Below are 20039 nucleotides of genomic sequence, written 5' to 3' on the forward strand. Positions count from 1 at the left end.
AGCACTTCACGGCACTTCACGGCAGAACGGCACAAGGCGACGAATGCCCCAGCACACCTCCGGGTCCGACCGGGCGGCCATCCCCCCAGCCGCCCGCGACGGTGGCAGCGCGCGGCCGCCCGCTCCCTCGACGCTCGACGAGCTGTGGCGGTCGTACAAGGCGACGGGGGACGAGCGGCTGCGGGAGCAGCTGATCCTGCACTACTCACCGCTGGTGAAGTACGTGGCGGGCCGGGTGAGCGTGGGGCTCCCGCCGAATGTGGAGCAGGCGGACTTCGTGTCGTCCGGTGTGTTCGGACTGATCGACGCGATCGAGAAGTTCGACATCGGCCGGGAGATCAAGTTCGAGACGTACGCGATCACGCGGATCCGGGGCGCGATGATCGACGAGCTGCGGGCGCTGGACTGGATTCCACGCTCGGTGCGGCAGAAGGCGCGAAACGTGGAGCGGGCGTACGCGACGCTTGAGGCGCGGTTGCGGCGTACGCCGTCGGAGGGCGAGGTGGCGGCGGAGCTGGGGATCGGGATCGACGAACTGCACTCGGTCTTCGGTCAGCTGTCCCTGGCGAACGTGGTGGCGCTGGAGGAACTGCTGCATGTGGGGGGTGAGGGCGGGGACCGGCTGAGCCTCATGGACACGCTGGAGGACACCGCGGCGGACAACCCGGTGGAGGTGGCCGAGGACCGGGAGCTGCGGCGGTTTCTGGCGCGGGCGATCAACACGCTGCCCGACCGGGAGAAGACCGTGGTGACGCTGTACTACTACGAGGGTCTGACGCTGGCCGAGATCGGGAACGTGCTGGGGGTGACCGAGAGCCGGGTCAGTCAGATCCACACCAAGTCCGTGCTCCAACTGCGGGCGAAGCTGGCCAGTTTCGGCCGGTGAGCTGCCCGGCCGGCGAGCGGGCGGGGCGGCGCGGACGCTCTCCGCGGCACCGTGCGACTCCCGTCCGGGCGGGCGCGTCCGTACAGTGGTGGACGTGCCTAGGATTCGAGCGGCCTCCGTGGCCGAGCACCGGTCGATGCAGCGAGCCGCCCTGCTGGACGCGGCTCGGAGCCTGCTGTCCGAGGGCGGTACGGAGGCGCTGACCTTCCCGGCCCTCGCCGAACGCACGGGTCTTGCCCGGTCGTCCGTGTACGAGTACTTCCGTTCGCGGGCCGCCGTCGTCGAGGAATTGTGCGAGGTCGACTTCCCCGTGTGGGCTGCCGAGGTGTCGGCGGCGATGCAGCGGGCGGACTCGGCCGAGGGCAAGGTCGAGGCGTATGTGCGCACGCAGCTGGCGCTGGTCGGGGACCGGCGGCACCGGGCCGTCGTGGCGATCTCGGCGAGCGAGCTGGACGCCGGGGCGCGGGAGAAGATCCGAGCCGCGCACGGCGGGCTCGTCGCGATGATCGCCGAGGCGCTGGAGCAGATGGGCCACGCCCAGCCACGGCTGGCGGCGATGCTGCTACAGGGCGTGGTGGACGCGGCGGTCCGACGCATCGAACTCGGCGCGGCCGAGGACCCCAGGGACATCACCGCCGCGGCCGTGACGATGGCCCTACGGGGCGTACGGGGCTGAGCCCGGCCGGGGCGGGCCAGAGCTGGGCGGGTCGCGGTGGGTTGAGTCGGGTTGAGTCGGGTGCGGCCCAGGGCCGCGGGAGATGACCGACGCGCCGGTGACGGTGGCCTTGCGGGGTGTGCGGGGCTGAGTCTGGCCGGGTGGGCCAGGGCGGGGCGGGCCGCGGTGGGTCGAGCTGGGCGGGGCCGAGGGTCGTGCGGAGATGACCGACGCGGCGCTGGCGGTGGCCTTGCGGGGCGAGGCGGAGTCTGGCCGGGGCGCCGGGGCCGGGTGGGAGTCGGGTGCGGTGGGTTGAAATCGGGTGTGGCCGAGGAGCGTGCGGAGATCAGCTACGCGCGGTGACGGTGGACCTGCGGGGTGTGGAGGGTTGAGCGTTCGGCGAGGGGCGGGTGGCGGTGGGGGCGGTTTCCAGGCCGGTGGGGAGTTCAGGACCGGTAGGAGCCTTGATGGGCCTCGGTGCAGCAGCCATGGGGGGAGCAGCAGGAGGGGGTTCAGATAGGTGTCCCCGCTGAGCAGCCCCCAGTGGACACAGGTGCCGGCGGTGCAGTGCGAGCCGACGGGTTCCACCCGTCCCACCACCTCGCCCGCCGCCACCTCGTCGCCCGTGCGCACCGACGGGTCGACCGGCTCGTAGGTCGTACGCAGGTCCGTGCCCGCCAGCTCGATCGAGACCACACCCCGCCCGGCCACCCGGCCGGCGAAGGACACCCGGCCCGCCGCGACCGCCCGTACCGGAGCACCGGGTGGCGCGCCCAGATCGACACCCCGGTGTCCGGCTCCGTACGCCGTGGCCGGCGGCTCCCAGCCCCGTACCACGACGGGCCGCGTCCCCACCGGCCAGAACCGGGCGAGCGCCGGGACCGTGGCCGGCGGGGGCGCGACAGGAGGCGGAGCGGGCGGCGGCGCGGGCGGCGGGGAAGCGGCAGGCGGGCGCGCGGGGGCCGCCGGCCGCGGCGGTTGGGCCTGGGCAGGCAGGGCGGTGCTGCCCAGGGCCGACACCGCCGCCGACGCGAGGGCTGCAGGCGGCGGTTGCGCCCGGGCCGACAGGGCAGTGCTGCCCAGGGCCGGCACCGCCGCCGACGCGAGGGCTGCAGGCGGCGGTTGGGCCTGGGCCGGCAGGGCTGTACCGCCCAGGGCCGGCACCGCCGCCGGTGCTACCACCGCCCACGCCCCCAGCACCCCCACCCACGCCCGCACCCACACTCGCCCCCACGCCCGCACCCACACTCGCCCCCACGCCCGCACCCACATTCGCCTCCACGCCCGTCCGGCCCCAACTGCTCGCCGGTGCCAGGCGGTCCGCACCGCACGCATCGCTGACATCGCACTCATGCGAGAACCGTCCCGCACCCGCGCCGATCATGGCCGGGACCCGTGGACTACTCACCGGTTGTGGACAGCGGCGTCACCCGGTGCCCCGCCGGTCCCGTACACTTCTGGTGGCGACCCGGGTCACCGGGTCGACTTCGCACGCCCCGACACACACGGGCCGGCAACGGTCCGACGGTGTCAGCGCCCCTCGGTCCTCCTGTGGCAACGGCGCATGTGGGCGTCAGGCGCGGAAGCCGTCCGGCATCCGCGGCACAACCGAGAAACCCAAGGAGATACGGCCATGGCCGTCGTCACGATGCGGGAGCTGCTGGAGAGCGGCGTCCACTTCGGTCACCAGACCCGTCGCTGGAACCCGAAGATGAAGCGCTTCATCTTCACCGAGCGCAACGGCATCTACATCATCGACCTGCTCCAGTCGCTGTCGTACATCGACCGCGCCTACGAGTTCGTCAAGGAGACCGTCGCCCACGGCGGCACGGTCATGTTCGTCGGCACCAAGAAGCAGGCGCAGGAGGCCATCGCCGAGCAGGCCACCCGCGTCGGCATGCCGTACGTCAACCAGCGCTGGCTGGGCGGCATGCTCACCAACTTCTCGACCGTCTACAAGCGTCTGCAGCGCCTGAAGGAGCTTGAGCAGATCGACTTCGAGGACGTCGCGGCCTCCGGTCTGACCAAGAAGGAGCTTCTCGTGCTCTCGCGCGAGAAGGCCAAGCTGGAGAAGACCCTCGGTGGTATCCGCGAGATGCAGAAGGTGCCCAGCGCCGTCTGGATCGTGGACACCAAGAAGGAGCACATCGCGGTCGGTGAGGCCCGGAAGCTCAACATCCCGGTCGTCGCCATCCTCGACACCAACTGCGACCCCGACGAGGTCGACTACAAGATCCCGGGCAACGACGACGCGATCCGCTCCGTCACCCTGCTCACCCGTGTGGTCGCCGACGCCGTCGCCGAGGGCCTGATCGCCCGTTCGGGTGTCGCGACCGAGGGCAAGGGCGAGAAGGCCGCGGGCGAGCCGCTGGCCGAGTGGGAGCGCGACCTGCTCGAGGGCGAGAAGAAGGCCGCGGAGGCTCCCGCCACTGATGCTCCGGCTGCGGAGGCTCCCGCCGCTGAGGCCCCGGCTACGGAGGCTCCCGCCGCTGAGGCCCCGGCCGCTGAGGCTCCGGCTGTGGAGGCCCCGGCCACTGAGGCTCCCGCCGCCGCTGAGGCTCCGGCCGCCGAGGGCGAGCAGGCCTGACCCCGTCAGCGCCAGCGTTGACGGCGGGAGCGGCGACATGAAGTCCGCTCCCGCCGTTCACCCGTAGGTCAGCACCGAGTCGGGGATCTGCCTCTACATGTAGATCGCAGACCGTGCAGATCTTCGATTCTCCAGACTTCGAGAAAGATTCACAGACTCATGGCGAACTACACCGCCGCCGACGTCAAGACGCTCCGCGAGCTCACGGGCGCCGGCATGATGGACTGCAAGAAGGCGCTGGACGAGGCCGAGGGCAACGTCGAGAAGGCCGTCGAGGCGCTCCGTATCAAGGGCCAGAAGGGCGTCGCCAAACGCGAGGGCCGCTCCGCCGAGAACGGCGCCGTGGTCTCGGTCATCGCCGACGACAACTCCTCCGGCGTCCTCGTCGAGCTGAAGTGCGAGACGGACTTCGTCGCCAAGGGCGAGAAGTTCCAGTCCGTCGCCAACGCCATCGCCGAGCATGTCGCGAAGACCTCCCCGGCCGGCATCGAGGCGCTGCTCGCCTCCGAGATCGAGGCCGGCAAGACCGTCCAGGCGTTCGTGGACGAGGCCAACGCCAACCTCGGCGAGAAGATCGTCCTGGACCGCTTCGCGCAGTTCACCGACGGCTTCGTGACCGCGTACATGCACCGCACCATGCCCGACCTGCCCCCGCAGATCGGTGTCCTGGTCGAGCTCGACAAGCCGAACGCCGAGATCGCCAAGGGCGTCGCCCAGCACATCGCCGCCTTCGCGCCCAAGTACCTCTCCAAGGAGGACGTCCCGGCCGAGGTCGTCGAGTCCGAGCGCCGTATCGCCGAGGAGACCACCCGCGCCGAGGGCAAGCCCGAGGCCGCGATCGCCAAGATCGTCGAGGGCCGTCTGAACGGCTTCTTCAAGGACGCGACGCTGCTCGGCCAGCCGTACGCTCTCGACAACAAGAAGTCGGTCCAGAAGGTTCTGGATGAGGCCGGTGTCACCCTGAAGCGCTTCACGCGCATCAAGGTCGGCATCTGAGTCCGTACCGCGATCGACACGCGACCCCGATAGGGTCGACAGCAGTCGTCCGCGCACACCGCCGCACCCGGGCACGCGGCGGACGGCAGCAGATCTGACGAGGAGGCCATTGCCGCGCATGGGAGCGAGGAGCGAACCCATCGGCAATGGCCTTCTTCGCATGCGCACCACGTGAAAGAGGCGGATCCCATGACCACCAAGCCCCAGAAGAGCGACGACGGCAAAGTTCGCGGCCGGTTTCTGCTGAAGCTGTCCGGAGAGGCATTCTCCGGTGGCGGGGGCCTGGGTGTGGATCCCGACGTGGTGCACAAGATCGCCCGTGAGATCGCCGCCGTCGTCCGGGACGGTGCGCAGATCGCGGTCGTCATCGGCGGCGGCAACTTCTTCCGCGGCGCCGAGCTCCAGCAGCGCGGCATGGACCGGGCCCGCTCCGACTACATGGGCATGCTCGGCACGGTGATGAACTGCCTCGCCCTCCAGGACTTCCTGGAGAAGGAGGGCATCCAGTCCCGGGTGCAGACCGCGATCACCATGGGCCAGGTCGCCGAGCCGTACATTCCGCTGCGTGCGGTGCGGCACCTGGAGAAGGGCCGTGTGGTGATCTTCGGCGCGGGTATGGGCATGCCGTACTTCTCCACCGACACCACCGCGGCCCAGCGCGCTCTGGAGATCGACGCCGAGGCGCTGCTGATGGGCAAGAACGGAGTGGACGGGGTCTACGACTCCGACCCGAAGGCCAACCCGGACGCCGTCAAGTTCGACTCCCTCGGCTACGGCGAGGTCATCACCCGCGATCTCAAGGTCGCCGACGCCACCGCCATCACGCTGTGCCGCGACAACAAGCTGCCCATCCTTGTCTTCGAGCTTCTCGCGGAGGGCAATATCGCCCGTGCCGTCAAGGGTGAGAAGATCGGCACACTCGTGGGTGACCAGGACGGTCGGCACTGACCGGAGAATCACCCGGGCCCTGACCGGGGGATGGACAATGACCTGCCCGGTCGGGAACCGTGCAGGAAGAAGACGCGACGCAGCCGGCCGTGGGCCCCGACAGGGAACCGCAGCCGGGCCTACTCAAGACACGCAGGAGCAAGTGGTGATCGAAGAGACCCTCCTCGAAGCCGAGGAGAAGATGGAGAAGGCCGTCGTGGTCGCCAAGGAGGACTTCGCCGCGATCCGCACCGGCCGTGCGCACCCCGCCATGTTCAACAAGATCGTGGCCGACTACTACGGCGCGCCGACGCCGATCAACCAGCTGGCCTCGTTCTCCGTGCCGGAGCCGCGCATGGCGGTCGTCACCCCGTTCGACAAGAGCGCGCTGCGCAACATCGAGCAGGCGATCCGCGACTCCGACCTGGGGGTCAACCCCAGCAACGACGGCAACATCATCCGTGTGGTGTTCCCCGAGCTGACCGAGGAGCGCCGTCGCGAGTACATCAAGGTCGCCAAGGGCAAGGCGGAGGACGCCAAGATCTCGATCCGCTCTGTGCGGCGCAAGGCCAAGGAAGCCATCGACAAGCTGATCAAGGACGGCGAGGTCGGCGAGGACGAGGGCCGTCGTGCGGAGAAGGAGCTGGACGACACCACGGCGAAGTACGTCGCCCAGGTGGACGAGCTCCTCAAGCACAAGGAAGCGGAGCTGCTTGAGGTCTGATGAACGACTCTTCCTGGGGGGCGCCGCCACAAGCCGGGTACTGGGGGCCCGCCGAGCACGGCCCCGGTCAGGGGTACGGCCGGGGGGCCGCCCCGGCGGGTCCCGCGTACGATGCGCATGACGCGCAGCAGACTCGCCCCATGCCCATCGTCCCCGATGACGTACCCGCGCAGGGCGGAGACCAGGACCGGGACCGGGGGGCCGCTCGGCTGAGCGGCCCCCCGGCCCGCGACGAGACGTTCCGCAGCGGTGCGTACCACGACGGTGCGTACTACACCGAGACCCCGTCGGCGCATCCCCACGGGGCGGCGCCGCAGAATCCGGAGCCCATGCCCGACGCCCGACAGCCCGCTCCCGCACCGCAGAAGAAGAGTGCGGGCCGGGACCTGGGTGCCGCCATAGGCGTCGGCGTCGGGCTCGGTGTGGTCATCCTCGCGTCCCTGTTCATCGTCAAGGCCGTCTTCGTCGGCGTCATAGCGGTCGCCGTGGTGGTCGGGCTGTGGGAGCTGACCAACCGGCTTCAGGAGCGCAAGGGCATCAGGGCACCCCTGGTCCCGCTGGCGCTCGGCGGCGCCGCGATGATCGTCGCCGGTTATGTCCGGGGCGCCCAGGGCGCCTGGGTGGCCATGGCGCTGACCGCGCTTGCGGTCCTCGTGTGGCGCATGACGCAGCCCCCGGAGGGCTATCTCAGGGACGTCACGGCGGGCGTGTTCGCGGCGTTCTACGTGCCGTTCCTGGCCACGTTCGTGGCGATGATGCTGGACGCCGACGACGGCCCGCGCCGCGTCCTGACCTTCCTGATCCTCACGGTCGTCAGCGACACCGGCGCATACGCGGTCGGCTGGCGCTTCGGCAGCCACAAGCTCGCCCCGCGGATCAGTCCCGGCAAGACCCGCGAAGGGCTGCTCGGCGCGGTGCTGTTCGCGATGGTCGCCGGCGCCCTGTGCATGCAGTTCATGATCGACGACGGCGCCTGGTGGCAGGGACTGCTCCTCGGCCTCGCGGTCGCGGCCAGCGCCACCCTCGGCGACCTCGGCGAGTCCATGATCAAGCGGGATCTGGGCATCAAGGACATGGGGACGCTGCTCCCCGGTCACGGCGGCATCATGGACCGCCTCGACTCACTGCTGCCGACGGCGCCCGTGGCGTGGCTGCTGATGGTGCTGTTCGTCGGATCCGCGTGAACGCTCCGCTGACGGGGCTATGACGGGTCGTCGTCTGTCCGCGGCTGTGTCCCGGCCGGTCGCGCAGCTCCCCGCGCCCCTGCCGGGACGGGGTGCTGTGCGCCCCCGACGCCGCCGGACGCAACCGCCGGAGCGCTCATGCGACACTCGTAGGACCATGCCTAAGCCCGGAGAACTCACTTTTGTCGCGCCGCGCGGTGCTCAGCGGCCGCCGCGGCATCTCGCCGATCTGTCGCCCGCCGAACGCAAGGAGGCCGTCGCCGCGATCGGCGAGAAGCCGTTCCGGGCGAAGCAGCTCGCGCAGCACTACTTCGCGCGGTACACGCACGACCCCGAGCAGTGGACCGACATTCCCGCCGCCTCGCGGGCCCGGCTGCGCGAGGCGCTGTTCCCCGAGCTGATGACGGTCGTACGGCATCTGTCGACCGACCAGGGCACCACCCGCAAGACCCTGTGGCGGCTGTTCGACGGGACGCTCGTCGAGTCGGTGCTCATGCGCTACCCGGACCGGGTGACCATGTGCATCAGCTCGCAGGCGGGGTGCGGGATGAACTGCCCGTTCTGCGCCACCGGGCAGGCCGGGCTGGACCGGAACCTGTCGACCGCCGAGATCGTGCACCAGATCGTGGACGGCATGCGTTCGCTCAGGGACGGCGAGGTGCCGGGCGGCCCCGCCCGGCTGTCCAACATCGTCTTCATGGGCATGGGCGAGCCGCTCGCCAACTACAAGCGGGTCGTGGGCGCCATCCGGGCCCTCACCGATCCCGAGCCGGACGGGCTCGGGCTGTCCCAGCGCGGCATCACCGTCTCCACCGTCGGACTCGTCCCGGCCATCCACCGGTTCGCCGACGAGGGCTTCAAGTGCCGCCTCGCCATCTCGCTGCACGCGCCCGACGACGAACTGCGCGACACCCTCGTCCCCGTCAACACGCGGTGGAAGGTACGCGAGGTGCTCGACGCCGGCTTCGGGTACGCCGCGAGGTCCGGGCGCCGGCTGTCCATCGAGTACGCGCTGATCCGGGACATCAACGACCAGGCATGGCGCGGCGACCGGCTCGGCCGGCTGCTCAAGGGCAGGCCCGTGCACGTCAACCTGATCCCGCTCAACCCGACGCCGGGCTCCCGATGGACCGCGTCCAGGCCCGAGGACGAGAAGGCCTTCGTGGCGGCCATCGAGGCGCACGGGGTGCCGGTGACCATCCGGGACACCCGCGGTCAGGAGATCGACGGCGCCTGCGGTCAGCTGGCTGCCACCGAGCGATAGCCGGACGGTAGTCTGAGGGCGTCCAGTACGTCACACCTTCATATCGTCAACCTCACCTTCCGGACCCTCAGGTTCCAAAGCCTCAACTCCGAAGCCTCGGCTTCGTAACCCTCACATTCCGAAACTTCATATTCCGACAGGGGAGCGCCACAGCGCTGAGAGTGCGGCACACGGGCCGCAGACCCTCCGAACCTCGCCCAGGTCATTCTGGGTAGGGAGATCGGTTCTCACTCAAGCTGTTGCGCCCTGCCCGGACATCCCTCGCGGAGTCCGGGCAGGGCCGCGTCTCTTCCTGGTCAACCCCAGGAGGAATCCAGTTGCACACCAAGACCCTGGTGGCCGCCGCGGCCGGGCTCGCACTTCTCACGCTGTCCGCGTGCGGGTCCACCGGCGACGGGGGCGCCGCGGACTCCAAGTCCGTCACCCTCGTCAGCCACGACTCGTGGGCCGTCTCGAAGAAGGTCCTCAAGGATTTCGAGGAGCAGTCGGGTTACACCGTCAAGGTCCTCAAGGACGGCGACGCCGGACAGGCCGTCAACAAGGCGATCCTGACCAAGGACAACCCGCAGGGCGACGTCTTCTTCGGCGTCGACAACACCCTGCTGTCGCGGGCCCTGGACAACGGGCTGTTCCAGCGTTACGAGGCCCGGGGCTTTGACCGGCTGCGGCCCGAGTTCCGGTCCGGCACGTCCGGGCACCGCGTCACGCCCATCGACACCGGCGACATCTGCGTCAACTACGACAAGGCGTACTTCGAGCGGCACCGGCTGACCCCGCCGCAGACCTTCGACGACCTGGTCGAACCCGCGTACAAGAACCTCCTCGTCACCGAGAACGCCGCCACCTCCTCGCCCGGCCTCGGCTTTCTGCTCGGCACCGCGGCCAGGTACGGCGACGGGGGCTGGCCGAAGTACTGGAAGAAGCTCAAGGCCAACGGCGTCAAGGTCGTGGACGGCTGGGAGCAGGCCTACGACGAGGAGTTCTCCGGTTCGGCCGGCGGCCGGAAGGCGGGCGGCGACCGGCCGCTCGTCGTGTCCTACGCCTCCTCGCCGCCCGCCGAGGTCGTCTACGCCGACCCGAAACCGGCCGCCGCGCCCACCGGAGTGGCCGCCGGCACCTGCTTCCGGCAGACCGAGTACGCCGGACTGCTCACCGGCGCCCGCAACAACGCGGGCGGCAAGGCCCTCCTTGACTTCCTGATCGGCAAGGAGTTCCAGGAGGACATGCCGCTCAACATGTACGTCTATCCGGTGCGCGCGGACGCGAAGGTGCCGCAGGAGTTCGTGAAGTACGGCCCGCAGGCCAAGGATCCCCAGACCCTGGCGCCCGACCGGATCGCCGCCAACCGTGACCAGTGGGTCAAGTCGTGGACCTCGCTCGTACTGAAGTAGCCGAGGCGGCCCCGGGCGGGCGGCGTACGGGGAGCGTGGCGCGGCTCGCGCTGATGGCCGGGCCGGTCGCGTTCTTCGCCGTCTTCTTCGCCTGGCCCGTGGCCGCCATCGTCGCCCGCGGGCTGAAGCCGGACGGCGCCTGGCAGTTGGGGCGGATCGCGGACGTCGTGACCCGCCCCGACATCCGGCACGTGCTGTGGTTCACCACCTGGCAGGCGCTCGCCTCCACGGCGCTCACCCTGCTGGTGGCGCTGCCCGGAGCGTATGTCTTCGCGCGCCTCGACTTCCCCGGCAAGCGGATCCTGCGGGCCGTGGTCACCGTGCCGTTCGTGCTGCCGACCGTCGTGGTCGGCACGGCCTTCCTCGCCCTCGTCGGGCGCGGCGGGCTCCTCGACGACCTGTGGGGCGTACGGCTGGACACCACGGTGTGGGCGATCCTGCTCGCGCATGTCTTCTTCAACTACGCCGTCGTCGTCCGCACCGTCGGCGGCCTGTGGTCCGGGCTCGACCCGCGCCAGGAGGAGGCCGCGCGGATGCTGGGCGCCGGGCCGCTGACCGCCTGGCGCAAGGTGACCCTGCCGGCGCTGGCCCCGGCGGTGGCCGCCGCCGCGCTGATGGTCTTCCTGTTCACCTTCACCTCCTTCGGCGTGGTGCAGATCCTCGGCGGCCCCACGTTCGCCACGCTCGAAGTGGAGATCTACCGGCAGACGTCCCAGATCTTCGACCTGTCCACGGCCGCGGTCCTCACCCTCGTCCAGTTCGCGGCGGTGGGCGCGGTCCTCGCCGTGCACGCCTGGACGGTACGGCGACGGGAGACCGCGCTGCGCCTGGTCGACGCCTCGCTGACGGCGCGCCGGCCGCGCGGGGCGGGCCAGTGGGCGCTGCTCGCCGGCGTCCTCGTCACCGTCATGGCGCTCGTCCTGCTGCCGCTCGCGGTGCTGGTGCAGCGCTCCGCCGACGCCCCCGGCCTGCGCTACTACCGGGCCCTGACCCACGAGGACGGCGGCACGTTCCTGGTGGCGCCGATCGCCGCGGTCGGCAACTCGCTGCGGTACGCGGTCGTCGCCACCGCCATCGCGGTGCTGATCGGCTCCCTGGCCGCCGCCGCGCTGTCCCGGCTGCCGTCTTCCCGGCCTCGCGCGACCGGGGGCCTTCCCCTCGCGGACCGGATCGTCCGGGGCTTCGACACACTGCTGATGCTGCCGCTCGGCGTCTCGGCCGTCACCGTCGGCTTCGGATTCCTGATCGCCCTCGACGAACCGCCGTTGGATCTGCGGCAGTCCTGGATCCTCGTCCCGCTCGCGCAGGCCCTGGTCGGCGTGCCCTTCGTGGTCCGGACGATGCTGCCCGTGCTGCGGGCCGTCGACGGGCGGCTGCGGGAGGCTGCGGCCGTGCTCGGGGCGTCGCCCTGGCGGGTGTGGCGGGAGGTCGACCTGCCGCTGGTACGGCGGGCGCTGCTGGTCGCGGCCGGGTTCGCGTTCGCCGTGTCGCTCGGGGAGTTCGGCGCGACCGTGTTCATCGCACGGCCCGACAACCCCACGCTGCCGGTCGCCGTGGCCCGGCTGCTCGGCCGGCCCGGAGACCTCAACTACGGCCAGGCGATGGCCCTTTCCACGATTTTGATGGTGGTGTGCGCGGCGGCGCTGCTGGCGCTCGAACGGCTGCGCCCGCACCGGAGCGGGGAGTTCTGATGCTGCTGAGCCTCACGTCCGCGACCGTCCGCCTCGGCGGGCGGACCGTGCTCGACGCCGTGGACCTGGAGGTGGCCGAGCACGAGATCGTGTGTGTGCTCGGGCCCAGCGGCAGCGGCAAGTCGACGCTGCTTCGGACCGTGGCCGGGCTGCAGCCCCTGGACTCCGGGCGGGTCGTGCTCGACGGGCGGGACCAGACGGGCGTACCCGCGCACCGGCGCGAGGTCGGTCTGATGTTCCAGGACCACCAGCTGTTCCCGCAGCGGGACGTGGGCGGCAATGTGGCGTTCGGGCTGCGGATGCGCGGCGCCTCGAAGGAGCGGCAGCGGTCCGGCGTACGGGAGTTGCTGGAACTGGTCGGGCTGCCGGGTGCCGCCGGGCGGGCCGTGGACCGGCTCTCCGGGGGCGAGCAGCAGCGGGTGGCGCTCGCCCGGGCCCTTGCGCCGGGGCCGCGGCTGCTGATGCTGGACGAACCGCTCGGCCAGCTGGACCGCTCGCTGCGGGAGCGGCTGGTGGTGGAACTACGGGAGCTGTTCGACCGGTTGGGCACCACCGTGCTCGCCGTCACCCACGACCAGGGGGAGGCCTTCGCGCTCGCCGACCGGGTGGTGGTGATGCGTGACGGCCGGATCGCCCAGTCCGGTACGCCGCTTGAGGTGTGGCAGCGGCCCGCGGACGAGTTCGTGGCCCGTTTCCTCGGCTTCGAGAACGTCGTCGGCGCACAGATCACCGGGGCGGTGGCGGACACCCCGTGGGGGAAGCTCCCGGTGCCCGAGCCCGCGCCCCAGGGCCGGCGCACCCTGCTGGTGCGGCCCGCCGGTGTGCGGCTCGGGCCGGCGGGCGAGGGGCTGCGCTGCACGGTGACCGCCCGCACCTTCAGGGGCACCCATGTCGCCGTCCACCTCCAACCGGCGGACGGGCCACGCCTGGAGGCGGCGTGCGCGCTGCGGTCGGCCCCCGAGGCCGGGGCCGAGGTCGGGGTGGGCTTCGACGTGGCGGAAACAGTCGTGTTGGGCTGAGGGCCGTGGATCTAGGGTGAGCGCCATGCCCCCTCTTGCCCATGACCGTTACATCGACGAGATCGCCCGCCAGGTCGCGCAGACGCGGGACGTGGTGACCTCCGGCGCCGATCTGTCCGCGCCCGTGCCCACCTGCCCCGACTGGCGTCTCGAGGAGCTGGTGTGCCACCTCGGCGGCGCCCTGCGCTGGGTCGCCGCGACCATCGCAGGCCGGGCTCAGGAGCGCATTCCCAACGACGAGGTCCCGGAGATCGCGGGACCGGGGCCGGGCAGCGCCCCCGCCGTCCTGGACGCGTGGTTCGCGCACAGCGGCCGGCTGGTGGTGGACGCGCTGCGCGAGGCCGGACCCGACACCGAGGTGTGGGCCTGGGCCGACGACCGCTCCTCGGGTTTCTGGGCCCGCCGGATGGCACACGAGATCACCGTGCACCGCGCGGACGCCACCCTGGCGGCCGGACTGCCCTACGAGGTCGCGCCGGACATCGCCGCCGACGCGATCGACGAGTGGCTGGAACTGGTGGAGTGGGTGCAGCACAACATGGCGCACGATCCGGCGCGCGACATGCGCGGCCCGGACCGGAGCATCCATCTGCACGCCACCGACGCCCCGCCCGGACTCGACGCCGAATGGCTGATCCGGCTCGATGAGAACGGCGTGCGGCACAGCCGCGGCCACGCACGGGCGACGGTCGCCCTGCGCGGCCCGCTGACCTCCGTGCTGCTCGCCTTCTACCGCCGACTGCCGCTGGACAGCCCGGAGCTGGAGGTCGTGGGCGAGCGAGGGGTGCTGGAGTTCTGGCTGGAGCGGACGGCGTTCGGCTGAACGGCCGTGGCCCGCCCCCGCAGCGCGGGGACGGGCCACGGCACAATGCCGAACCGGGGTGTCAGCGACCGCTGTTCGCCCCGCGACGGCGCATACCGAAGAACACCGCGCCACCGCCGACGACGACGAAGGCGGCGGCCGCACCGGCGATCAGACCGGTGTTGGAGTTCGCACCCGTCTCGGCGAGGTTCGAGTCACCGGCCGCCGGGGACGGCGCGTTGCTCGACGTGTCCGCCGGGGCGGTGCTGGTGCTCTCCGAGGCCGACGGGGTCGGGGTCTTGGACTCGGCCGGGGTGGACTCGGACTCCGACGGCGACGGAGTGGCCTTTGGCGGCGTCGGCGTCGGGGTCGGGGTGTCCTCGGTCTTGCAGGCCGTCGACGGGGTGGTGAGGTTGGGCTTGATGTCCTCGTCCACCAGGTTGCCGGCCTTGACGTGGATCCGGTACGTCGCGTTGGGCTTCCAGTCCTCGGTGAACGAGACGGTGGTGCCCTCGCGCGAGCCCTTGATCTCCTGGGGCTCGCCGACCTGCTTCTCGTCGGCACCGTTGTTCTCCAGGAACACGGTGATGACAGCGGCCGTACCGGAGGCGTCCTTGTCGGTGACGACGATGACGCCGTTGGTACCGTCGCACTTGGCTTCGGCGGAGAACTCACGGATGTTGCATGCGAGCGCGGAGTTGGTGACGCCCAGTGCGAGCGCCACGGTCGCGGAGGCAACACCCAGAATGCGCACGGAACGACGTGCGCTACGGCGAGTTATGGACACGTTTGTCCTTTACAGAGTGCATCTGCGGGGGGCTTACGGGGGTGATGAGGCAGCGACGAAGTCCCGCTTCAGCACCCCCTTGAGACTCACAGGTCTATAAGCGTTCCGTAAGCACTGTCAATGCAGAAGCCCCTTAAGGGCGTTGGCTTTGCACTCTTGTTAACTCCCAGGAGGTTTCAACGACTTGAGAACCGATTCGATCCAGCCGACCGGCGCGATGTCAGCCCTGCACCGCCGCCGGATCCATCCACACGACCTCCCAGGTGTGGCCGTCGAGGTCGTCGAAGGCACGGCCGTACATGAAGCCGTGGTCCTGGGGGGTGCCGCTCGCCGTGCCGCCCGCCGCGATCGCCCGGTCCACCAACTCGTCGACCTTCTCGCGGCTTTCGGCGCTCAGACACACCAGCACCTCGCTGGCCTCGGTCGAGTCGACGATCTCCTTCGAGGTGAAGGTGGCGTAGCGCTCCTTGCTGAGCAGCATCGCGACGATGGTGTCGCTGATGACGACGCTGGCGCAGTCGTCCCCACTGAACTGCGGGTTGATCGTGTACCCCAGCTCGGTGAAGAACTTCTTCGACGCCTCGACGTCGGCGGTGGCCAGGTTCACGAAGATCATCTGCTGGTACATGGGGCCTCTTCCCTCGGGTGCGTGCCGTTCGAGGGGTAGACCGGGGGCCGCCGGGAAACTCATCGGCGGCCGCGGGACCGCTGCCGTACCGCCGTGCGGGTCCCTCAGCGGCCGAGCGGGAGCGCCACCAGGTCGGCCACCGCCACGGTGAGCGGAGCGAACAGGGCGAGCAGGGCGCCCGCGCGCAGGGCCGCGGCGCCGCGCAGCAGGGTCGCGGGCGCGCCGAGCCGCACCAGGGCGGCGATGGTGTCGGCGCGGCGCTGCCGGGCCTCCACGGCCGCCGTCAGCAGCGTCGCCGTGGTGCAGCCGGTGACCAGGAGGACGCCGTAGGTGGTGAGCGGGCCGGAGGAGGGGACGACGGAGGAGACCGAGGAGACCGCGGGGAACACGGTCAGGGCGAACGCGCCCGAGACGACCGCGCAGACGACGCCGAGCGGGCGGCCGATACGGCCGGCCTCCGCCATCAGCGCCCGGCCGGCGAGCAGCCGCAGCGCGCCCGGCCTGGCCACCTGTAGCAGCCGGCCGCACAGATGGGTGAGGCCGGGGCCGGCCAGGACCAGCCCCACGGCGGTCAGGGCCCAGCCGATCAGCACGCCGGGCAGGGCGGGGCCGGGGCCGGCGGACCGGTCGCCGTACGCCTCCACGGTCAGACCGACGGCGAGGACCGCGATGCCCCAGGGCAGGCCCGAGGGCGCGCGCCGCGGATCGGTGAGGGCCTGCGTCCAGCCGGAGCCCGCTGGCGCGTGCTCGGCCGGGGCGCCGTCGGCCGGATCGGGCTGTGCGGGCTCCCACGTGCCGTCCACCGGGGCGGGCCGGTCGTCCCCGCGGCCGGGCGGCTGCTCGGTGCCGCCCCGGTGCGGGACGGGCACCGTGCCGACGACCCGGGTCGCGACGGCCGGCCGGGCGGTGCCGTCCGCCGGCCGGGCGGCGAACCCGGTGTGCGCCCCCAGGGCCTCGGGCGACCGCGCCCGCCCGTAGGAGCCGAAGCGGCCGTACGTCCATGCCGCGTGCCGCTCGGGGCCGGCGCCCCGGGGCCGCAGCACCAGGGCCACCGTGCCCGACGCGATCAGCGGCGTCGGCAGCAGGAGTGTGAGGGCGGCCGGCAGGGGCAGCGGCTCGCCCGCGGCAAGGAGCTGTCGCGCGGCCCCGTCGAAGGGCATGCCCGTCAGGTCGCCGCGCAGATGGAGGAAGACCAGCAGGGCCACCGCCGAGCCCAGCGTGCAGGACAGGGCCGTGGTCAGGACCGAGATCGCCATCAGCCGGCCCGGTCCGAGACCGAGGGCCGAGAGCCCGGGGCGGGGTCTGGTGCCCGGGTCGGTGCGGGCGACCGCCACCGCGAACTGGACGGTGGCGGCCAGCGGCACCGCGCACCAGGCCAGGCCGCGCACCGACTCCGTCGGGTTCTCGGGGTGCGCCAGGGCCTGGGCGAGGATGCTCAGCAGCAGGAAGCCCGTGCCCGCCGCGGCCGTCGCCACCAGGAGGCGGCGCAGATGGACCGCGGGACGGGCGCCGCGGGTCAGACGGAGAGCGAGCACGCCGCCCGGCCTTCCGACTCGGTGACCGGCGGCAGATGCACGGTGGTCACGCGCCGTCCGTCGAGCAGGGCCACCGTGCGGTCGGCGAGGGCCGCGGTTTCCGCGTCGTGGGTGGCGAGGACGACGGTGATGCCGTGCGAGCGGGCCGCCGTCGTCAGCGTACGCAGCACCTGGGCGCGGTCGGCGCGGTGCAGGGGGGCCGTGGGCTCGTCCGCGAACAGCACCGTGGGGGCCGGGGCGAGCGCCCGGGCGATCGAGACCCGCTGGCGCTCGGACTGCCGCAACTGGTGCGGATGCCGATGGGATCTGTGGCCGACGTCGAGCCGCTCCAGCCACTCCAGGGCGGCGGTCCTGGCGCGGCGGCGGCTGGTGCCGCGCAGCATCAGGGGCAGGGCGGTGTTCTCCCACACGTTCAGCTCCGGGAGCAGGGCCGGCGCCGGGTCGATCCAGCCGAACCGGTCGCGGCGCAGCCGTTCCCGGGCCAGCGGGCCCATGGTGTGTACGGGCGCGCTGTTGAACCAGACCTCGCCGCGCCGGACCGGCACGAGTCCGGACAGACAGCGCAGCAGGGTCGTCTTGCCGCTGCCGCGCGGCCCGCTGACGGCGATGATCTCGCCCTCCCGCACACCGAGCGAGACACCACCGAGGGCGGGCGAGCCGTCCTTGTGGGTGAAGTGCAGGGAGCGTGCCCAGAGCACGTCGTTGTCCGGCGGGGCCTCCATGGGCGTACACCTCGGTTCTGATCCGTTTTCCCGGCGGCTGGTCCCCCTTCCGGGGGAACGAAGGCCGGGCCGATCGGTCACTGGCACGCTAGGCAGCCGCCACGGGGTGGCCGGACAGCACACGGCCCCGGGCCGCCGTTCTTCATTCGAACGGGCGACACCGGGGCCGTCGATCAGCTGATCAGCGGCGCGGTGATGCGGACGGAGCCGCACCGCCGCGCCGGGGCTCGGGGCTCGGGGCTCAGAGCTTGGTCCACGCCTCCGTCAGCGTGGCGCGCAGGATCTGCTCGATCTCGTCGAAGGTCTCCTGGTCGGAGATCAGCGGCGGGGCGAGCTGGACGACCGGGTCGCCGCGGTCGTCGGCCCGGCAGTACAGGCCGTTGTCGAAGAGCGCCTTGGAGAGGAAGCCGTACAGGACGCGCTCGGTCTCCTCGTCGTTGAAGGTCTCCTTGGTGTTCTTGTCCTTGACCAGTTCGATGCCGTAGAAGAAGCCGTTGCCGCGGACGTCGCCGACGATCGGCAGGTCGTGCAGCTTCTGCAGGGTGGCGAGGAACGCGGGCTCGTTGTCCAGCACGTGCTGGTTGAGGCCCTCGCGCTCGAACAGGTCGAGGTTGGCGAGGCCCACCGCGGCGGAGACCGGGTGGCCGCCGAAGGTGTAGCCGTGCAGGAAGGTGTTGTCGCCCTTGTAGAACGGCTCGGCCAGGCGGTCGGAGATGATGCAGGCGCCGATCGGGGAGTAGCCGGAGGTCATGCCCTTGGCGCAGGTGATCATGTCCGGTACGTAGCCGAACTTGTCGCACGCGAACATCGTGCCGAGCCGGCCGAAGGCGCAGATGACCTCGTCGGAGACCAGCAGCACGTCGTACTGGTCGCAGATCTCGCGCACCCGCTGGAAGTAGCCGGGCGGCGGCGGGAAGCAGCCGCCGGCGTTCTGCACCGGCTCCAGGAAGACCGCGGCGACGGTGTCCGGGCCCTCGAAGAGGATCTGCTGCTCGATCTGGTCGGCGGCCCAGCGGCCGAACGCCTCCGGGTCGTCGCCGAAGATCGGGGCGCGGTAGATGTTGGTGTTGGGCACCTTGTGCGCGCCCGGCACCAGCGGTTCGAAGGGGGCCTTCAGGCCGGGCAGGCCGGTGATGGACAGGGCGCCCTGCGGGGTGCCGTGGTAGGCGACCGCGCGGGAGATCACCTTGTACTTGGTGGGCTTGCCGGTCAGCTTGAAGTACTGCTTGGCGAGCTTCCAGGCGGTCTCGACGGCCTCGCCGCCGCCGGTGGTGAAGAAGACCTTGTTCAGGTCGCCCGGTGCGTAGTCGGCCAGCCGCTCGGCCAGCTCCACGGCCTTGGGGTGGGCGTAGGACCACACCGGGAAGAACGCCAGCTCCTGGGCCTGCTTGAAGGCCGTCTCGGCGAGTTCCGTGCGGCCGTGACCGGCCTGGACCACGAACAAGCCCGCGAGACCGTCGAGATAGCGCTTGCCCTTGTCGTCGTAGATGTAGGTGCCCTCGCCCCGGACGATGGTCGGGACGGGGGAGTTCTCGTACGAGGACATGCGGGTGAAGTGCATCCACAGGTGGTCGTACGCGCTGCGGCTCAGGTCCTTTGTGCTCACGGTTATCGGGTTCCCCACATGTAGGTCTGCTTCTTGAGCTTGAGGTAGACGAAGCTCTCGGTGGAGCGCACCCCGGGCAGGGCCCGGATGCGTTTGTTGATGACGTCCAGCAGGTGGTCGTCGTCCTCGCAGACGATCTCGGCGAGGATGTCGAACGAGCCCGCGGTCATCACCACGTACTCGACTTCCGACATGGCGCTCAGCGCATCGGCCGCGGACTCCACATCGCCCTCGACGTTGATCCCGACCATCGCCTGCCGGCGGAAGCCCACGGTGAGCGGGTCCGTGACGGCGACGATCTGCATCACGCCCTGGTCGAGCAGCTTCTGGACGCGCTGGCGCACGGCCGCCTCGGACAGGCCCACGGCCTTGCCGATGGCGGCGTAGGGCCGACGGCCGTCCTCCTGGAGCTGCTCGATGATGGCGAGGGAGACGGCATCCAGGTGGGGGGTGCCGTTCCTGGGCTCGCGGGACGAGTCCCTCTGGTCTGCGCTTCGACTGGCCACGCCCTCACTGTGCACGACGTCTCAACAGTTCCGCAAGGCTTCTCCAATGAAATTCGTTGTTTACGCCAGCGAGACGTGCGGATTTCGCAGTTCTGGGCCGAACGGGGGTGTTGAAAACGTCGGCTCCCG

18 protein-coding genes and 1 pseudogene are annotated in these 20039 nt (G+C 71.2%); 12 read left to right on the plus strand and 7 right to left on the minus strand.

From position 1 onward, the window contains the following. Positions 1–43: 43 nt before the first annotated feature. Together whiG and ABT245_RS20960 are read left to right on the plus strand one after the other, a co-directional pair. The gene (gene whiG / locus ABT245_RS20955) at positions 44–886 is read left to right on the plus strand and encodes an RNA polymerase sigma factor WhiG (protein WP_351735674.1); all 843 of its coding nucleotides are present in this window, start codon (positions 44–46) and stop codon (positions 884–886) included. 118 nt (positions 887–1004) lie between these two features. Then, positions 1005–1562, plus strand: coding sequence for a TetR/AcrR family transcriptional regulator (locus ABT245_RS20960; RefSeq protein WP_351735756.1), 558 nt, complete (start codon positions 1005–1007; stop codon positions 1560–1562). A gap of 417 nt (positions 1563–1979) precedes the next feature. Here the strand turns inward: ABT245_RS20960 and ABT245_RS20965 are convergent. Beyond that, a pseudogene (locus ABT245_RS20965) lies at positions 1980–2609 on the minus strand (murein hydrolase activator EnvC family protein); the annotation flags it as partial. Positions 2610–3174: 565 nt separating this feature from the next. On the opposite strand from ABT245_RS20965, the gene rpsB reads away from it, so the two are divergent. The 10 genes from rpsB to ABT245_RS21015 all read left to right on the plus strand — a co-directional run bounded on the left by rpsB (position 3175) and on the right by ABT245_RS21015 (position 14147). Next, complete coding sequence (gene rpsB / locus ABT245_RS20970; protein WP_351735676.1) at positions 3175–4128, plus strand: 30S ribosomal protein S2; 954 nt, start codon at positions 3175–3177, stop codon at positions 4126–4128. 159 nt (positions 4129–4287) lie between these two features. Beyond that, on the plus strand, positions 4288–5124 hold the full coding sequence (gene tsf, locus ABT245_RS20975; protein ID WP_351735678.1) for a translation elongation factor Ts: 837 nt from the start codon (positions 4288–4290) through the stop codon (positions 5122–5124). Between the two features lie 189 nt (positions 5125–5313). Beyond that, positions 5314–6072, plus strand: coding sequence for a UMP kinase (gene pyrH, locus ABT245_RS20980; protein WP_351735680.1), 759 nt, complete (start codon positions 5314–5316; stop codon positions 6070–6072). 145 nt (positions 6073–6217) lie between these two features. Further along, the gene (gene frr / locus ABT245_RS20985) at positions 6218–6775 is read left to right on the plus strand and encodes a ribosome recycling factor (RefSeq protein WP_351735682.1); all 558 of its coding nucleotides are present in this window, start codon (positions 6218–6220) and stop codon (positions 6773–6775) included. Then, positions 6775–7959 (plus strand): phosphatidate cytidylyltransferase, encoded by a 1185-nt coding sequence (locus ABT245_RS20990; RefSeq protein ID WP_351735684.1) that lies wholly within the window; start codon positions 6775–6777, stop codon positions 7957–7959. Before frr ends, ABT245_RS20990 begins: the two co-directional genes overlap by 1 nt. A gap of 157 nt (positions 7960–8116) precedes the next feature. Then, positions 8117–9223, plus strand: a complete 1107-nt coding sequence (gene rlmN / locus ABT245_RS20995; RefSeq protein ID WP_351735686.1) for a dual-specificity RNA methyltransferase RlmN — start codon at positions 8117–8119, stop codon at positions 9221–9223. Positions 9224–9540: 317 nt separating this feature from the next. Then, positions 9541–10614: a thiamine ABC transporter substrate-binding protein gene (locus tag ABT245_RS21000; RefSeq protein ID WP_351735688.1), complete on the plus strand. Its 1074-nt coding sequence runs from the start codon at positions 9541–9543 to the stop codon at positions 10612–10614. A 53-nt stretch (positions 10615–10667) separates the two neighbouring features. Next, positions 10668–12305 carry an ABC transporter permease gene (locus ABT245_RS21005; protein ID WP_351735758.1) on the plus strand — a complete coding sequence of 546 codons (1638 nt, stop codon included), beginning with the start codon at positions 10668–10670 and terminating at the stop codon, positions 12303–12305. Continuing rightward, positions 12305–13324: an ABC transporter ATP-binding protein gene (locus ABT245_RS21010; protein WP_351735690.1), complete on the plus strand. Its 1020-nt coding sequence runs from the start codon at positions 12305–12307 to the stop codon at positions 13322–13324. Before ABT245_RS21005 ends, ABT245_RS21010 begins: the two co-directional genes overlap by 1 nt. Before the next feature lie 25 nt (positions 13325–13349). Beyond that, positions 13350–14147 (plus strand): maleylpyruvate isomerase family mycothiol-dependent enzyme, encoded by a 798-nt coding sequence (locus ABT245_RS21015; RefSeq protein ID WP_351735692.1) that lies wholly within the window; start codon positions 13350–13352, stop codon positions 14145–14147. A gap of 61 nt (positions 14148–14208) precedes the next feature. Here ABT245_RS21015 and ABT245_RS21020 read toward each other — a convergent pair whose 3' ends face one another. The 6 genes from ABT245_RS21020 to ABT245_RS21045 form a co-directional block, all read right to left on the minus strand. After that, positions 14209–14913 carry an LAETG motif-containing sortase-dependent surface protein gene (locus ABT245_RS21020; RefSeq protein ID WP_351735694.1) on the minus strand — a complete coding sequence of 235 codons (705 nt, stop codon included), beginning with the start codon at positions 14911–14913 and terminating at the stop codon, positions 14209–14211. A 220-nt stretch (positions 14914–15133) separates the two neighbouring features. Further along, positions 15134–15541, minus strand: a complete 408-nt coding sequence (locus ABT245_RS21025; protein WP_351735696.1) for a VOC family protein — start codon at positions 15539–15541, stop codon at positions 15134–15136. Between the two features lie 104 nt (positions 15542–15645). After that, positions 15646–17076, minus strand: a complete 1431-nt coding sequence (locus tag ABT245_RS21030) for a hypothetical protein (RefSeq protein ID WP_351735698.1) — start codon at positions 17074–17076, stop codon at positions 15646–15648. Further along, positions 17058–17798, minus strand: coding sequence for an ABC transporter ATP-binding protein (locus ABT245_RS21035; RefSeq protein WP_351735700.1), 741 nt, complete (start codon positions 17796–17798; stop codon positions 17058–17060). The genes ABT245_RS21030 and ABT245_RS21035 overlap by 19 nt, the downstream gene beginning before the upstream one ends. A gap of 241 nt (positions 17799–18039) precedes the next feature. Then, positions 18040–19422 (minus strand): aspartate aminotransferase family protein, encoded by a 1383-nt coding sequence (locus tag ABT245_RS21040; protein WP_351735702.1) that lies wholly within the window; start codon positions 19420–19422, stop codon positions 18040–18042. Then, complete coding sequence (locus ABT245_RS21045) at positions 19407–19925, minus strand: Lrp/AsnC family transcriptional regulator (RefSeq protein ID WP_351735704.1); 519 nt, start codon at positions 19923–19925, stop codon at positions 19407–19409. The genes ABT245_RS21040 and ABT245_RS21045 overlap by 16 nt, the downstream gene beginning before the upstream one ends. Positions 19926–20039 lie beyond the last annotated feature (114 nt).

Source organism: Streptomyces sp. NPDC001508 (genome assembly GCF_040298665.1).
GTDB lineage: Bacteria > Actinomycetota > Actinomycetes > Streptomycetales > Streptomycetaceae > Streptomyces.

What these genes read in the sequence shown, in the direction of transcription:
- ABT245_RS20990 (WP_351735684.1), top strand. Translation starts at nt 6,775, where the DNA reads ATGAACGACTCTTCCTGGGGGGCGCCGCCACAAGCCGGGTACTGGGGG.
- ABT245_RS21010 (WP_351735690.1), top strand. Translation starts at nt 12,305, where the DNA reads ATGCTGCTGAGCCTCACGTCCGCGACCGTCCGCCTCGGCGGGCGGACC.
- ABT245_RS21035 (WP_351735700.1), bottom strand. Translation starts at nt 17,798, where the DNA reads ATGGAGGCCCCGCCGGACAACGACGTGCTCTGGGCACGCTCCCTGCAC.
- ABT245_RS21025 (WP_351735696.1), bottom strand. Translation starts at nt 15,541, where the DNA reads ATGTACCAGCAGATGATCTTCGTGAACCTGGCCACCGCCGACGTCGAG.
- whiG (WP_351735674.1), top strand. Translation starts at nt 44, where the DNA reads ATGCCCCAGCACACCTCCGGGTCCGACCGGGCGGCCATCCCCCCAGCC.
- tsf (WP_351735678.1), top strand. Translation starts at nt 4,288, where the DNA reads ATGGCGAACTACACCGCCGCCGACGTCAAGACGCTCCGCGAGCTCACG.
- rpsB (WP_351735676.1), top strand. Translation starts at nt 3,175, where the DNA reads ATGGCCGTCGTCACGATGCGGGAGCTGCTGGAGAGCGGCGTCCACTTC.
- pyrH (WP_351735680.1), top strand. Translation starts at nt 5,314, where the DNA reads ATGACCACCAAGCCCCAGAAGAGCGACGACGGCAAAGTTCGCGGCCGG.
- ABT245_RS21005 (WP_351735758.1), top strand. Translation starts at nt 10,668, where the DNA reads ATGGCCGGGCCGGTCGCGTTCTTCGCCGTCTTCTTCGCCTGGCCCGTG.
- rlmN (WP_351735686.1), top strand. Translation starts at nt 8,117, where the DNA reads ATGCCTAAGCCCGGAGAACTCACTTTTGTCGCGCCGCGCGGTGCTCAG.
- ABT245_RS21015 (WP_351735692.1), top strand. Translation starts at nt 13,350, where the DNA reads ATGCCCCCTCTTGCCCATGACCGTTACATCGACGAGATCGCCCGCCAG.